We start from the raw sequence: 15,170 nt of genomic DNA on the forward strand, positions 1-15,170 counted from the left end.
GCCCGCCGCCCGGTCGTCGGCGGACGGCTCGCCCGGCGGGGCGCCGGGGTCCGGCGGGTCGGTGGGCTGGTGGAGGTTGCTCACGGTTGGCCTGTTCCTGGGCTCGGGCGTCCGGGGACGCCAGGCGGTCGGCTGGTGCGCGCGGCGGGGCGGGTTCCCCGTCACGTGGACAGCCAACGTCGGACGCGGCCGATGAGGTCGTTGGTGTCGACGGGCTTGGTGACGTAGTCGTTGGCGCCCGACGCGAGACTCTTCTCCTGGTCGCCGGGCATGGCCTTGGCGGTGACGGCGATGATGGGCAGCTCGGCGTACCGGTCCATCGCGCGGATCTCCGCGGTCGCGGTGTAGCCGTCCATCTCCGGCATCATCACGTCCATCAGGACGAGCGAGATGTCGGGGTGGGCGAGCAGCATCTCGATGCCCTTGCGGCCGTTGTCGGCGTGCAGGACCTGGAAGCCGTGCAGTTCGAGGACCCCGCTGAGGGCGAAGAGGTTGCGCGCGTCGTCGTCGACCACGAGCACGGTACGGCCGACGAAGGCGTCGTCGACGACCTCGGCTGCCGGGCGCTGCAGATCGTCGCCCCGGACCAGGGACAGCACGTCGCCCGGCTCCTCGGCGGACAGGTGCAGCGTGATCCGTTCGCGCAGTTCGTCGAGGCTGGACAGGAAGTCCAGCGGGCGGCTCTCCGCGCGGGAGCGCAGCGTCTGCTCCTGCGCGAGGTCCACGCGGTGCCCGGTGTGCACCAGGACGGGCACGCTGGCCAGGGCCGAGTCGCCCTCCATGGCCTCCAGCAGCCGGGCGCCCTCGCCGTCGGGCATGCCGAGTTCCAGGACGACGCAGTGGCAGGGGTCGGCGGCCAGGGTGCTCGCCGCTTCCTGTGCTCCCACCGCCGTGATGATGTCGATGGCGCCGAGCGGGTCGTCGGGGTCGGGCGCGATGTCCGCGACGGCGCGTTCGGCGACGAGGGTCAGCAGCCCGCGCGGCCGTTCCTCGACGACGAGGAGGCGCCGCCTGCGCCGTTCCGCCGTCACGGCGGGAGCGGTGTCCGACGGGGCGGCCGGCGGGAGTTCGGCGCTGTCGGACTGCTCCACGGGCCGGGCGCCGCCCGCGAGTACGTCCTCGAAGTCGGCGCGTGCCACGGGGAGGTAGAGCGTGAAGGTGCTGCCCTGACCCGGTGTGCTGTCGACGGTGACGGCGCCGCCCAGCAGATGGGCGATCTCCCGGGTGATCGACAGGCCGAGGCCGGTGCCGCCGTACTTGCGGCTGGTGGTGCCGTCGGCCTGCTGGAACGCGCCGAAGATCGCCTCCAGTTGCTGCTGGGGGATGCCGATGCCGGTGTCCTTCACCCGGAAGGCCACCACGGGGCCGCCGCGGAGGACGCCGAGGGGCACCTCCCGGTCGGCGGCGGGCTCGATGCGCAGTTCGACACCGCCCTGTTCGGTGAACTTCACCGCGTTGGAGAGCAGGTTGCGCAGGATCTGCCGCAGCCGGGAGTCGTCGGTGAGCAGGTCGGCCGGTGTGCCGGGCGCGGTGGCCACCGTGAACTTGAGGCTCTTCTGCGTCGTCATCGGCCGGAACGTCGCCTCGACGTACTCCAGCAGCTTGCGCAGCGGGACCCGTTCGGGGGTGACGTCCATCTTGCCGGCCTCGACCTTCGACAGGTCGAGGATGTCGTTGATCAGCTGGAGCAGGTCCGAGCCGGCCGAGTGGATGATGCCCGCGTACTCGACCTGCTTGGGGGTGAGGTTGCGGGAGGGGTTCTGTGCGAGCAGCTGGGCGAGGATCAGCAGGCTGTTGAGCGGGGTGCGCAGTTCGTGGCTCATGTTGGCCAGGAACTCCGACTTGTACTTGGACGCGAGCGCCAGTTCCTGGGCGCGGGTCTCCAGTTCCTGCCGGGCCTGTTCGATCTCCAGGTTCTTGGCCTCGATGTCGCGGTTCTGCGAGGCGAGCAGCGACGCCTTCTCCTCCAGTTCGGCGTTGGAGCGCTGGAGTTCGTCCTGCTGCACCTGCAACTCGGCGGAGCGTGCCTGGAGTTCCGCGGTGAGCCGCTGGGACTCGTCCAGCAGCTCGTCGGTGCGGGCGTTGGCCACGATGGTGTTGAGGTTGACGCCGATGGTGGGCATCAGCTGGGCGAGGAAGTCCTGGTGGATCTGGGTGAAGCGGGTGACGGAGCCCAGTTCGATGACGCCGAGGACCTGGTCCTCGACCACGATGGGCAGCACCACCAGGGCGCTGGGCACGGCCTGTCCGAGGCCGGAGGAGATGGTGACGTAGCCCGGCGGCAGTTCCTCGACGCTGATGGGCCTGCGGTTGCGCGCGGCCTGCCCGACGAGGGAGCGCCCCACGGGGATGCGGTCGGGCCGGTCGGTGTCGTCGGGGTAGCCGTACGAGCCGACGAGCCGCAGCTCGGGGCCGCGCTCGGTGTCCTCGGCGAGGTAGAAGGCGCCGTACTGCGCCGAGACCAGCGGCGAGAGTTCGTCCATGATGAGTTCGGCGACGACGGGCAGCTCGCGGTGGCCCTGCATGAGGCCGGAGATCCGGGCGAGGTTGGTCTTCAGCCAGTCCTGCTCCTGGTTGGCCCGCGTGGTCTCCCGCAGGGACTCCACCATGGAGTTGATGTTGTCCTTGAGGTCGGCGACCTCGCCGGAGGCCTCCACGGTGATGGAGCGGGTCAGGTCGCCCTCGGCGACGGCGCTGGTGACCTCGGCGATGGCGCGGACCTGGCGGGTGAGGTTCCCGGCGAGTTCGTTGACGTTCTCCGTCAGCCGCTTCCAGGTGCCCTCGACGCCCTCGACCTCGGCCTGCCCGCCGAGCCGGCCCTCGCTGCCGACCTCGCGGGCGACTCGGGTGACCTCGGCGGCGAACGACGACAGCTGATCGACCATCGTGTTGATGGTGGTCTTCAGCTCCAGGATCTCGCCGCGCGCGTCGACGTCGATCTTCTTCGACAGGTCGCCGTTGGCGACGGCGGTGGTCACGAGGGCGATGTTGCGGACCTGGCCGGTGAGGTTGTTGGCCATCGAGTTGACGTTGTCGGTGAGGTCCTTCCAGGTGCCGGCGACGTTCGGCACGTGCGCCTGGCCGCCGAGGCGTCCCTCGGTGCCGACCTCGCGGGCGACGCGGGTCACCTCGTCGGCGAAGGCGGAGAGGGTGTCGACCATCGTGTTGATGACGTCCGCGAGGGCGGCGACCTCGCCCTTGGCCTCGACCGTGATCTTCTGCGAGAGGTCGCCGCGTGCGACGGCGGTGGCGACCTGGGCGATGGAGCGGACCTGGCCGGTCAGGTTGGACGCCATCACGTTGACGTTGTCCGTGAGGTCCTTCCAGGTACCCGACACGCCCCGGACGATCGCCTGTCCGCCCAGATTGCCCTCGGTGCCGACCTCGCGGGCGACGCGGGTCACCTCGTCGGCGAACGCGGAGAGCTGGTCGACCATCGTGTTGATGGTGTTCTTCAGCTCCAGGATCTCCCCGCGCGCGTCGACGGTGATCTTCTGCGACAGATCGCCCTGGGCCACCGCGGTGGCGACCTGGGCGACGTTGCGGACCTGCGCGGTGAGGTTGCCCGCCATGAAGTTCACGGAGTCGGTGAGGTCGCGCCAGGTGCCCTTGACGCCCTTGACGTCGGCCTGCCCGCCGAGGCGGCCCTCGGTGCCGACCTCGCGGGCGACGCGGGTCACCTCGTCGGCGAAGCCGGAGAGCTGGTCGACCATCGTGTTGATGGTGTTCTTCAGCTCCAGGATCTCCCCGCGCGCGTCCACGGTGATCTTCTGCGACAGATCGCCCTGGGCGACCGCCGTGGTCACCTGGGCGACGTTGCGGACCTGCGAGGTCAGGTTGCCCGCCATGAAGTTGACCGAGTCGGTCAGGTCGCGCCAGACGCCGGCGACACCGGGCACCTGGGCCTGCCCGCCGAGGCGGCCCTCGCTGCCGACCTCGCGGGCGACCCGGGTGACCTCGTCGGCGAACGACGACAGCTGGTCGACCATCGTGTTGACGGTCTCCTTCAGCTGGAGGATCTCGCCGCGGGCGGGGACGTCGATCTTCTGCGACAGGTCGCCCTTGGCGACCGCCGTCGCCACCTGGGCGATGTCGCGCACCTGAGTGGTCAGGTTGCCCGCCATGGCGTTCACCGAGTCGGTCAGGTCCGCCCAGGTGCCCGAGACCCCCGGCACCTCGGCCTGACCGCCGAGCGTGCCCTCGGTGCCCACCTCGCGCGCGACGCGGGTGACCTCCGAGGTGAACACGGACAGCTGGTCCACCATGCCGTTGAAGACCGTGGCGATGTCACCCAGCAGCCCGTCGCCGTCGGACGGCAGCCGGGTGCCGAAGTCGCCGTCCCGTACGGCGGTCAGTCCGGCCAGCAACTGCCGCAGTTCCTGCTCGCCCGGGGCCCGGTCGGTGCCCTCGATCGTCTTGCCGCTCATGCGCACCCTCGTTCCGCTCCCCTAGAGCCCTCACCCCGAGGACTCGGAACCCGCGCCGGGCCCCTGACGGGGCCCGCTCCTCCTCGGCGTTTCCGCAGTTCACGGATGAGCCGGATGAGAAAATCCGGTGAAGGTTAACTCAGTTGTCGCGCCACGACCAAAGCCTCGTACAGACATCTCGGCCGCCACGAAAAGACCCCGCACCGGGGGGCATACATCGAGGAACAAGGGGCACTCGGTGCGGTTCGGCCCGGCCGTCCGGCCGGCGCCGTGAGCGCGCCGCCGGCGGCCTCGGGGCGCTATTTGACCGACCCGGCCATGACCCCCTGCACGAAGTGCCGCTGGAAGGCGAAGAACACCACCACCGGCACGATCAGCGACAGGAAGGCGCCCGGCGCCAGCACGTCGATGTTGCTGCCGAACTGACGGATCTGCGACTGAAGCTCCACCGTCAGCGGCTGGGAGGAGCTGTCGGCGAACAGCAGCGCCACCAGCATGTCGTTCCATACCCACAGGAACTGGAAGATGGCGAGGCTCGCGATCGCCGGCCGTCCCACCGGCAGGACGAGCCGGGTGAAGATCCGCCATTCGGTTCCCCCGTCCATCCGGGCCGCCTCCAGCATCTCCTTCGGGATCTCCGCGAAGTAGTTGCGCAGCAGGAACACGGCGAACGGCAGTCCGTAGGAGACATGGAAGAGGACGACACCCGGGATCGTGCCGAAGAGTCCGAGCTGGCCGAAGAGTTTCGCCACCGGCAGCAGACCGATCTGCACCGGCACCACCAGCAGGGCGACCACCAGCAGGAACAGCGTGTCACGGCCGGGGAAGTCCAGCCAGGCGAAGGCGTACCCGGCGAGCGCGGCGATCACCACCACGAGCACCGTCGTGGGTACGGAGATCAGCACGGTGTTCCAGAACGCCTTGGTGATCCCCGCGTTCTCCAGCAGCGCCGCGTAGTTGTCGAAGGACAGCTGCCCGGGACTGGTGAACGTCGTCCACCATCCGCCCCTGGCGGTGTCCTCGGCGGACCGCAGTGACGACAGGAGCAGTCCGGCCAGCGGGGTGAGCCAGATCAGCCCGATGACCACCAGGAAGGCCTGGACCAGGCTGTTGCCCAGTCCGCGCCGGAGCGCACCGAGATTCATCGCTGACTCCCTCGGAATCGACGGACGTTGAAGACCATGGCCGGGATCACCAGCAGCAGGAGCAGGACCCCGAGGGCGCTGCCCAGGCCCTGGTTGTTGCCGCCGCCGAAGGACACCAGCCACATCTGGGTGGCCAGCACGGTCGCGTCCTCCTGCACGGGTCCGGGCGCGATGATGTAGACGAGGTCGAACACCTTCATCACGTTGATCACGAGGGTCACGAAGACCACGGTCAGCACGGGCGCCAGCAGGGGCACGGTGATCCGGCGGAACACCTGCCACTCGTTGGCACCGTCCATCCGCGCCGCCTCCAGCGTGTCCCGCGGCAGCGTGGACAGGCCCGCGCCGATGAGCACCATCGCGAAGCCGGTCCAGATCCACAGGTAGGCGCCGATGATCGCGGGGGTGACGAGCGCCGGGCCGAGCCAGGAGACGCCTTCGTAGGGCGGGGCGAAGTTGGAGCCGGGGAGCGCGACGGTGTAGGTGCCCTCGGCGAGGTCCGCGAAGCGGAAGGAGCCGTCGGCTCCGGTGGTCGTGCTCGCGACCGTCTTCCCGTCGCGCACCGCCTCGACGGTCATCCGGGGCAGTCCGCTCTCCTCTGGGTCGACCCGGCCGGGCTCTCCGCCCCCGCCGCGGGTGAAGTCGAGGTAGACGACGCCGCGCAGCTCGTCGGGGGCCGTCTCACGGGCGGCCGCCGTACGGGCGGGCCGGGCGCCCTCGGGCAGGTCCTTGGGCGCGACGCCGACCAGGCCGAGGGCGACCGTGTCGCCGGGCGACACCGTCGTGCTGGTGCGGTAGGAGCCGTCGGCGCCCGCGCTGAGGCCCTGGCCGTCACGGGCGCGGGCCGTCGGGTACGACGAGGAGCCCTGGAAGGCGTCGTGGACGCCGACCACCGCCGCGTTCAGGACGCCTTTGTCGGGGTCCTCGTCATAGGCGAGCCGGAAGATGATGCCGGCGGCGAGGAAGGAGACGGCCATCGGCATGAAGAGGAGCAGCTTGAACGCGGTGGCCCAGCGGACCTTCTCGACGAGCACCGCGAGGATCAGCCCGAGCCCGGTCAGCAGGGCCGGCGCCACGACGACCCAGATCGCGGTGTTGCGGACCGCCTTGAGGGTGGCCGGGTCGCGGAACATCTCGGTGTAGTTCTCGCCGCCGACGAACCGGGTGCCGGTGGCGTCGAAGAGGCTGCGGCCCACGGAGAACAGCACGGGGTAGACGACGAGCGCGCCGAGCAGGAGCAGGGCGGGGAAGACGAAGAGGAGGGCGACGATCCGGCCCCGCCGCCGGGCGCGCCGTTGACGCACGGCGGGTTCGGCGGCGGGGGGAACGGCCACCTTCGTGGCAGTGGCGGTCATCGCGGTCAGCCCTTGTACGCCTTGGCCGCGGCGGCCTCCAGCTGTGCGGCGGTCCCCTTCGGGTCGGACGGGTCGCGCAGGAAGTCCTGGAGGATCTTCCACTCGCCGGCGCCCTTGGTCCCGCCGAAGGCGGCCGGGGCCTGGTCGGACATGTCGAAGCGGACGGAGTCCCCGGCGGCTATGAGGGACTCGGCGGTGGTGCGGGTGACGTCGTCGCCGTAGGCGGCGGGGTCGACCTTCTTGTTCGGGGAGAGGAAACCGCCCGCCTCGGCCCACACGGCGGCGGCCTCCGGGGTGGCCAGGTACTCCAGCAGGGCCATGCCCGCCTTGGTGTTCTTGCCGTCCTTGAGGACGACGGCCGCGTCACCGCCGCTGACCACGGGTGCCTTGCCGCCGCCGACCGGCGGGAACGGGAAGAAGTTCGCGTCCTCGCCGATCTTCCGGCCGAACTGGTCCTTGGCGACGCCGGCGACGAAGTCGCCCTCGTAGACCATGCCGGCCTCGGGCTCGGGGCCGAAGACCTTCTCGACGGAGCCGGGGAAGTCGGTGTTGAGGGCGCCCTTCTGCCCGCCCGCCAGCAGTTGCTTGTCGCCGAACAGCTCACCGAGCGTGGTGAGCGCGTCGACCACGCTGCCGTCCGTCCACTTCAGCTTGTGGGCGGCGAGGGCGTCGTACTTCTCGGGGCCGGCCTGGGAGAGGTAGACGTTCTCGAACCAGTCGGTGAGCGTCCAGCCGTCCTGCCCGGCGACGGAGAAGGCGGCGAGGCCCGAGTCGGAGACGGTCCGCCCGGCCTTCAGCATGGCGTCGTACGACTTCGGCGGCTTGACGCCGGCGGTGTCGAGGGCGTCGGGGCTGTACCAGACGGTCGACTTGTGGGCGGCCTTGAAGTACAGGCCGTAGAGGGTGCCGTCGACGCTGCCGTAGTCCTTCCACACGGTGGCGTAGTTGGCGTCGACGGACTTCCGCGTGGTGCCGGACAGCGGCTTGAGCCAGCCGTTCCGGGCGAACTGCTGGAGCACACCGACCTGCGGGACCATCACCACGTCGGGGGCGTTGCCGCCCTCGATCTTGCTGCCGACGACGGTGGAGACGTTGTCACCGGTGGACACGAACTGGGTCTTGGCGCCGGTCTTCTCGGTGAAGGCGTCCAGCACCTTCTGGAAGTTCTTCTGCTCGCTGCCGGACCAGACGCCGGCGACGGTGACCGTCTGGCCGTTCAGCGCCTTGTCGCCGCCGCCCGCGGCGACGGGGCCGCCGCCTCCGCAGGCGGTGGCGCCGAGCGCCAGGGCGAGGGCGGTGCAGCCGGTGAGCAGGGTGGTACGTCGTCGCATCATCGTTGATGTCCCTTCGGAGCGGGGGAATGGACGGTGTGAGGGGGGTGGGGGCTCAGGAACCGGCGTCGTCGCCGATCCACCAGGCGGCCGTGGAGCCGGGGAGGACCCCGGCCGGGCAGGGACCGCTGGACAGCAGGGGGGTGCCGGCGACGGGCGCGGGCGAGGGGGCGGTGCCGAAGTTGACGGCGCAGACCAGGCCGTCGCCGCGGACGAAGCCGAGGACGCCGGGCTGGGTGTCCAGCCAGCGCATCTCGCCCTCGCCGAGCTGGGGCAGGGCGGCGCGCAGCTGGAGACCGTCGCGGTAGAGGTGCCAGAAGGAGCGGGTGTCGGCGAGCGCGCGGTCGGTGGCGTACTCGGCGAAGTACTCGGGCTGCGGCAGCCAGGGCTTCGCGCCCTCGACCCCGGAGGTGAAGCCGAACGGGGAGGCCTGCCCGGACCACGGCAGCGGCACCCGGCAGCCGTCGCGGATCCGGGCGCGGCTGCCGGTGCGGCGGAAGATCGGGTCGGTGAGCACGTCGTCGGGCAGGTCGACGACCTCGGGCAGGCCCAGCTCCTCGCCCTGGTAGATGTAGGCGGCTCCGGGCAGCGCCAGCATCAGCAGGGCGGCGGCGCGGGCACGGGCGGCGCCGAGGCCGCTGCCCTCGACGGGCTCGCCGTAGCGGGTGACCGTGCGGACCTGGTCGTGGTTGTTGAGGACCCAGGTGACGGTCGATCCCGTGCCCGCGATGTCCTGCATGGCCTCGGTGATGACCTTGCGGAAGGCGTCGGCGTCCCAGGAGGCGCTCAGCAGGTCGAAGAAGAACGCCTGGTGGAGTTCGTCGGGGCGCACGTACAGGGCGTGCTCGCGTGCCGTGGGGACCGAGACCTCGCCGACGAGGAGCCGCTCGCGGCCGTCCCGCTCCGTGTACTCCTCGCACACCGCCCGCCAGTGCCGCCACACGTCGTGGACCTCGGGCTGGTTCCAGGCGAGCGGGTTGACCGAGTCGCGGGTGCGGGCGTCGGCCTCGGGGTCCGGCGAGTCGGGCAGCTCGGGGTGCTTGAAGAGGCCGGCGGCGACGTCGATCCGGAAGCCGTCGACGCCCCGGTCGAGCCAGAAGCGCAGGACGCGGTCGAAGTACGCGCCGACCTCGGCGTCACGCCAGTTCCAGTCGGGCTGCTCGGGCGTGAACATGTGCAGGTACCACTGGCCGGGCCGGCCGTCGGCCTCGGTGACGCGGGACCAGGCGGGGCCGCCGAACATGGCGTGCCAGTTGTTGGGCGGCTCGGCTCCGTCCGGTCCCCGCCCGTCGGCGAAGTGGAAGCGGGCGCGGGCCTCGCTGCCCGGCGGGGAGGCCAGGGCCTCGCGGAACCACGGGTGATCGCTGGAGCAGTGGTTCGGCACGATGTCGAGGAGCACCTTGACGCCGAGCCGCCGGGCGGCCGCCACCAGCAGGTCGAACTCGGCGAGGTCGCCGAAGAGCGGGTCGACGTCGCAGTAGTCGGCGACGTCGTAGCCGTGGTCGTGCTGCGGGGAGGGATAGAAGGGGCTCAGCCAGATGCCGTCGACGCCCAGCTTCTTCAGGTACGGCAGTCCGGCCCGGACCCCGGCGAGATCGCCGACGCCGTCGCCGGTGCTGTCCAGGAAGCTGCGGACGTACACCTGGTAGATCACTGCGTCACGCCACCAGTGACGCGATTCGATGCGCTTGGAGCTCACCCCGTTGGCCTGTCTGTGCGAGCTGACGGTTATGCATGCATGTTATGTAGGCGTTTCGCGGGGGTGTCAACGAATGAACAGCAGGTATCTGAGCACTGGCCCTTTAAATGCGGATATTTGACCCCACAGCACGGCAGGTCGATACCCGGGCGTTACCTAACATGTATGTAGGGACGGCGGGATGGAAGGGGTCAGCCGCGGCGGGAGATGTCGGCCAGCTCCCGCGTGAGCCTCCGCACCGCGGCCTCGGGCGTCGAGTGGCCCGTCATCGCGTCGTGGACGACCGCCTGCACGACCATGCTGACCTGGTCGTAGCGCGGGCTCTTGGGGCGCGGGGCGGCCGCGAGGACGCTGCGGCGCAGCGTCGGCAGATAGGGGAACTCCCGGATCAGTTCGGGGTCCCGGTAGAGGTCCGCGCGCACGGGGGGCAGCGCGCCCCGGGTGAGGACCTGCCGCTGGACTCGCTCACTGGTGAGGTACGTGATCAGGCGTGCGGCGGTGTCGGGGTGTTCGGCGTGCGCGTTGACGGCGAGGTTGGAGCCGCCGAGCACACTCGTGCCGGGTCCGTCGGGGCCGGGCAGCGGTGCGGCGCCGATCTTCCCGGCGACCGCGGAGCCGGGGGCGGAGGCGCCGACGTAGGCGTAGGGCCAGTTGCGCAGGAAGAGCAGCCGGCCGTCCTGGAAGGCCCGCTTGGACTCCTCCTCCTTGTACTCCAGCGCCTCCCGGGGTATCCACCCGTCGCGTACGCCGCGGGCGAGGAACCCGATGCCCTCGCGGGCCGCCGAGCCCACCGTGACGCGTTCGCCCTCGTCGCCGAGGATCGTGCCGCCCGCCGAGTAGACGGCCTCGGCCGCGTTGACGGTGAGGCCCTCGTAGGGCAGGAACTGACCGGCGTAGCCGTCGAGGCCGTGCTCGGGCGCGATGGTCCGCGCGTAGTGCTCCAGCTCGGCCCAGGTGCGGGGCGGCGGGACGCCCTCCTCGGCGAGGACGTCCTTGCGGTAGAGCAGCAGACCGGCGTTGGTGACATACGGGACGGCGTAGAGGCGTCCGTCGTACGTCGCCGTGTCCACGACCGGCCGGAGGAAGCTGCCCAGCGGGAAACGGTTGCGCGGCAGCGGGCGGATCCAGCCGGCGGCGGCGAACTCCGAGGTCCACGTGACGTCGATGTTGAGCACGTCGAAACGGCCGCGGTCGCCGCCGCGCAGATCGGTGATCATCTGCGCGCGGGTCTCGTCCGCGGAGTCCGGCAGTTCGACGAGGGTGACCCGCTCCGCGGGGTGGGCGCGGTTCCAGCCCTCCAGGAGGGGGCCGAGGTAGCCGGTGAGGTCGCCCGCGGTGGCCAGGGTCAGCGGACCGCGGCCCCGGAGTCCGCCCTGGGCCTGCGCGCCGGAGGCGCCGTAACCGGCCAGGACGACCGCGAGAACGAGGAGGCCCCTACCGGCGGCGCGTATCCACCGCATAGGTTCCTCCCTGTGCACCCGGCGCCGGGCACCTTCGCCCGGAGTCAGAGGCTATGTATACCCGTTAGGTATGGGCGATACTAGGGCCTGGAACACAATACGAGGCCGCGAGGAGGACAGCTCGAGTGCGCCTGCCCCTCCTGGCCCTGCTGGCGCGCGGCCCGGCCCACGGCTACGAGCTCAAGCAGGACCTTGAGCAACTCCTGGGTGCCGCGTACCCTCAGCCGAACATCGGCCAGATCTACGTCACCCTCGGCCGCCTCGAGAAGTCGGGCCTGATCGAGGGCGAGGAGGTCGAGCAGTCGAGCCGGCCCAACAAGAAGATCTACCGCCTCACCGCTGCCGGGCAGGAGGCACTGAGCGCCTGGTACGAGGAGACGTCGGACGAGCCCCGGGTACGGGACGAGTTCTTCATGAAGCTCGCGCTCGCCCCGCAGACCGGTCTCGCCGACCAGATCACCCTGATCAACCGACAACGGCGCCACTACCTGAACACCATGCGCAATCTGTCGAAACTCGCCACGGCCGACCACCGGGACAACCGCATCGCCCAGCTGCTCATCGAGGGCGCCATGCTGCATCTCCAGGCCGATCTCGACTGGCTGGAGCGCTGCCAGGAGGAACTGGAGAAGCCGGAATGAGCGACGCGCCCACTGCTGTGCTGCGGGCCGAGGGACTCGTCAAGACCCACCACGGGGAGGGCGCGCCCGCCCACGCCGTGCGCGGGGTGGACCTGTGTGTGCGGCGGGGCGAGTTCGTGGCCGTCACCGGCCCGTCCGGCGCGGGCAAGTCGACGCTGCTGCATCTGCTCGGCGGGCTCCAGCGCCCGGACAGCGGCAGCATCTGGCTGGACGGCGAGCGCACGGACGCCTACAGCGAGGCCCGCTGGGCCGTGGAGCGCCGCCGCCGTATCGGCATCGTCTTCCAGTTCTTCAACCTGGTCTCCAATCTGTCGGTCGCGGACAACGTGGAACTCCCCGCGCTGCTGGCCGGGGTCTCCGCCAAGCGTGCCCGCGCCGAGCGGGCGGAGCTGCTGGCCGAGCTGGGGCTCGCCGGCAAGGAGCGCAGTATGCCGGGCGAGCTGTCGGGCGGCGAGCAGCAGCGGGTCGCACTGGCCCGGGCCCTGGTCAACCGTCCTCCCCTGCTGCTGGCCGACGAGCCGGCGGGCAGCCTGGACAGCAAGGGCACCCGTGAGGTGATGCGACTGCTGTCGCGTTTCCACCAACGCGGCCAGACGATCCTCCTCGTCACGCACGACGCCCGGCTGGCGAGCGCCGCGGACCGGGTGATCAGCTTCTTCGACGGCCGGATAGCCGACGACGTCGAGCTGGACGGCGCCCCGTCGCCCGGCGCGGGGGTGCCCGCCGTGCTGGAGCTGAGGGACTGACGGATGCGAGCCATGTTGCGCTGGGCGCACTCGGACCTGCGCACCCACCGGGGCGAGGCACTGTTCCTGGTGCTGGCCACCGTCGGCATCGTGACGTCCCTGCTGCTGGCGACGGCGCTCTTCGGGTACGCGACGAACCCGTGGCAGCGGCTGTTCACGCAGTCCCGCGGCGCCCATGTGTGGATCCACACCGCGCCCTCCGCCGAGGTGTCCGAGCTCGCCAAGCTGGCGGGCGTCGAGTCCACGGCCGGCCCCTACGCGACCGCCGACACCACGGTCACCTCCCGCGGCACCCGTGCCTCCGTCGAGCTGCGCGGCACCGCCGAGCGGCCCGAGGTGGGCCGACCGCTGCTCACCTCCGGCCGGTGGCTGGATCCCGGCCGCCCCGACGGTGTGGTGCTGGAGGGCAGCCTCGCCCGGACCCTGCTCGCCGGCCCCGGTGACGTGCTGTCCCTGCCCGGCGGCGGCGGGAAACTGACCGTGCTGGGCGTCGCCGACAGCGCCGAGCCCCGCTACCGCAAGGGCGAGCGGCCGGGCCTGGTCTGGGTCCGGCCGGCCGCCCTGCCCCGCGCCGCCGCCGAGCAGGGCCAGGTGATCGGGCTGCGTCTGACGGACCCCGACGACACCGACTACGCCGTCCAGCGGGCCGTCACCCTGCTCGGCGCCGGTGCCGTCAGCGAGGTCTCCGCCTGGCAGCAGGCACGGGCCGAGGCGGAGGGCGACGACCGGCTGCTCGGTCTGGTGCTGGGGCTGTTCGGGCTGGGCGCTCTGGTCGCCGCCGGACTGGCCGTGCACGGGGCGATCGGCACCCGCGTCCGGGGGCATCTGCGGGACATCTCGATCCTGAAGGCGATCGGCTTCACTCCGGGCCAGGTGGTGCGGATCTTCCTGCTCCAGCATCTGGCGTACGCGCTGCTGGGTGCCGTGGCCGCGGCGGCGCTCACCCAGGCGCTGGGCCCGCTGCTGCCCGGACGCCTCGGGGACGCGGTCGACCTGTGGCAGGGCATGCCGGGGCACACCGCCGCCCTCGTCGCGGTGCCGGTGGGGGTGGTGCTGTTCATCGGGGCCACCACCGGGCTCGCGGCCTGGCGGGCGGGGCGGGTGCCCCCGGTGCCGGTGCCGCGGGCCGCCGTACCGGCCGGCGGGCGGCTGCCGGGAGTGGCGCGGCGGGGGCTCGCTCTAGGGCTGCCACCCGCGCTGGTACTCGGCTGGCACCGGGCGTTCACGCGCCGGCCGCGGTCCCTGGCCACCATCGCCCGCCTCGCGCTGCCGCTGACGCTGATCGTGGTGGCGATGAGCGCGTGGACGACCATCGACCGCTTCCACAGCGAGCCGGAGCGGATCGGGCTGGCGGCCGCGCTCACCGTCCGCGTCGACGACGGCCTCGGCGAGGCGGAGGCCCGGGCGCTCCTGGCGCGCAACCCTGAGGTCGCCGCGGCACATCCGGGTGTCGAGGTGGCGGCCCTGGTGTCGGGCCAGACGGCCACGATCGCGTTGCGGGGCCTCGGCACGGAGGCGGAGCCGTACCCGTTCACACTGGCCGAGGGCCGTCCCGCACGCGGTCCCGACGAGGCGGTGGCCGGGCAGGGTCTGCTCGACCTGCTGGACGTGGCGGTGGGCGACTGGGTGCGGCTGACCGTGGCCGGTCGGCCCCAGATCCTGCACATCGTGGGCCGCAGCATCGAGCCGGACAACGCGGGCCGGACCATCTCCACCTCGCTCGACACCCTGCGGGAGAACGATCCCGGGCTCCGGCCGACGCTCTACCAGGTGCGGCTGCGCGACGGTGCGGATCCGCGGCGGGTGGCCGCCGAACTGACCGCGGCGGCCGGGCCGGGCCGGCTGGACGTGCACACGGTGACCAATCCCGCCGACGGTCTGTCGCCGCTGCGTGGTGTCGTCGTGGGCCTGCTGGGGGTCCTCGCGCTCATCGGGCTCGTCGAACTGCTGACGGTCATCGGCGGCACGGTCCGCGAGAGCGAGCGGGATCTGCTGGCGCTGAAGGCGATCGGGCTGTCGCCGCGGCAGATCACCGGCATCACCGTCACGGCCACCGGGTGCACCGCCCTCGTCGCGACGGCAGTCGCCCTGGCGCTGGGGCTGCCGCTCGCCCACTGGCTGATCGACGCGCAGGGCAGCTCCAGCGGCATCGGGGCCGGGATCGCCCGGGGCCCCTCCCCCGTCGTGCTGTCGGTCTTCGCCGCGGCGGCGGTACTGGGCGCCCTGGCGCTCGCGGTCCTGCCCGCACTCCGCGCCGCCCGCCGCCGCCTCGCGGACACGCTGGGCGCGGCGGCGTAGCGCGCGGACAGCCCCATGGGCAGCGGGGCACTGCTCCCCTTCCAGCCCTCCGCCACGGACGGCTCGCA

At 71.7% G+C, this 15,170-nt stretch carries 9 protein-coding genes; 3 read left to right on the forward strand and 6 right to left on the reverse strand.

What is annotated here, in order from left to right; translation table 11 throughout:
- Positions 1-161: 161 nt before the first annotated feature.
- The 6 genes from ACZ4Z3_RS17175 to ACZ4Z3_RS17200 all read right to left on the reverse strand — a co-directional run bounded on the left by ACZ4Z3_RS17175 (position 162) and on the right by ACZ4Z3_RS17200 (position 11,417).
- Positions 162-4,427 (reverse strand): HAMP domain-containing protein, encoded by a 4,266-nt coding sequence (locus tag ACZ4Z3_RS17175; RefSeq protein WP_468501752.1) that lies wholly within the window; start codon positions 4,425-4,427, stop codon positions 162-164.
- Between the two features lie 299 nt (positions 4,428-4,726).
- Complete coding sequence (locus ACZ4Z3_RS17180) at positions 4,727-5,572, reverse strand: carbohydrate ABC transporter permease (protein WP_468501753.1); 846 nt, start codon at positions 5,570-5,572, stop codon at positions 4,727-4,729.
- Positions 5,569-6,927 carry an ABC transporter permease gene (locus ACZ4Z3_RS17185; RefSeq protein ID WP_468501754.1) on the reverse strand — a complete coding sequence of 453 codons (1,359 nt, stop codon included), beginning with the start codon at positions 6,925-6,927 and terminating at the stop codon, positions 5,569-5,571. Before ACZ4Z3_RS17185 ends, ACZ4Z3_RS17180 begins: the two co-directional genes overlap by 4 nt.
- A 5-nt stretch (positions 6,928-6,932) precedes the next feature.
- Positions 6,933-8,261 (reverse strand): ABC transporter substrate-binding protein, encoded by a 1,329-nt coding sequence (locus tag ACZ4Z3_RS17190; RefSeq protein WP_468501755.1) that lies wholly within the window; start codon positions 8,259-8,261, stop codon positions 6,933-6,935.
- Positions 8,262-8,313: 52 nt separating this feature from the next.
- A complete protein-coding gene (locus ACZ4Z3_RS17195; RefSeq protein WP_468501756.1) occupies positions 8,314-9,912 on the reverse strand; it encodes a glycoside hydrolase family 13 protein in 1,599 nt (532 codons plus the stop codon).
- 236 nt (positions 9,913-10,148) lie between these two features.
- On the reverse strand, positions 10,149-11,417 hold the full coding sequence (locus ACZ4Z3_RS17200) for an ABC transporter substrate-binding protein (RefSeq protein ID WP_468501757.1): 1,269 nt from the start codon (positions 11,415-11,417) through the stop codon (positions 10,149-10,151).
- 125 nt (positions 11,418-11,542) lie between these two features.
- Between ACZ4Z3_RS17200 and ACZ4Z3_RS17205 the strand changes: the two genes are divergently transcribed.
- From ACZ4Z3_RS17205 to ACZ4Z3_RS17215, 3 genes are read left to right on the forward strand one after another with little or no spacing between them, the layout of a single operon-like run.
- Positions 11,543-12,058 (forward strand): PadR family transcriptional regulator, encoded by a 516-nt coding sequence (locus ACZ4Z3_RS17205; RefSeq protein WP_099965223.1) that lies wholly within the window; start codon positions 11,543-11,545, stop codon positions 12,056-12,058.
- Complete coding sequence (locus ACZ4Z3_RS17210) at positions 12,055-12,804, forward strand: ABC transporter ATP-binding protein (protein ID WP_468501758.1); 750 nt, start codon at positions 12,055-12,057, stop codon at positions 12,802-12,804. Before ACZ4Z3_RS17205 ends, ACZ4Z3_RS17210 begins: the two co-directional genes overlap by 4 nt.
- A 3-nt stretch (positions 12,805-12,807) precedes the next feature.
- A complete protein-coding gene (locus tag ACZ4Z3_RS17215) occupies positions 12,808-15,102 on the forward strand; it encodes an ABC transporter permease (RefSeq protein ID WP_468501759.1) in 2,295 nt (764 codons plus the stop codon).
- Positions 15,103-15,170: the final 68 nt, after the last annotated feature.

The sequence above is a fragment of the Streptomyces sp. NPDC030296 genome, from assembly GCF_055572815.1.

Excerpts from the sequence above, each read along its gene's own strand:
- ACZ4Z3_RS17200 (WP_468501757.1), bottom strand. The coding sequence starts at position 11,417 with ATGCGGTGGATACGCGCCGCCGGTAGGGGCCTCCTCGTTCTCGCGGTC.
- ACZ4Z3_RS17190 (WP_468501755.1), bottom strand. The coding sequence starts at position 8,261 with ATGATGCGACGACGTACCACCCTGCTCACCGGCTGCACCGCCCTCGCC.
- ACZ4Z3_RS17215 (WP_468501759.1), top strand. The coding sequence starts at position 12,808 with ATGCGAGCCATGTTGCGCTGGGCGCACTCGGACCTGCGCACCCACCGG.
- ACZ4Z3_RS17180 (WP_468501753.1), bottom strand. The coding sequence starts at position 5,572 with ATGAATCTCGGTGCGCTCCGGCGCGGACTGGGCAACAGCCTGGTCCAG.
- ACZ4Z3_RS17175 (WP_468501752.1), bottom strand. The coding sequence starts at position 4,427 with ATGAGCGGCAAGACGATCGAGGGCACCGACCGGGCCCCGGGCGAGCAG.
- ACZ4Z3_RS17185 (WP_468501754.1), bottom strand. The coding sequence starts at position 6,927 with ATGACCGCCACTGCCACGAAGGTGGCCGTTCCCCCCGCCGCCGAACCC.
- ACZ4Z3_RS17210 (WP_468501758.1), top strand. The coding sequence starts at position 12,055 with ATGAGCGACGCGCCCACTGCTGTGCTGCGGGCCGAGGGACTCGTCAAG.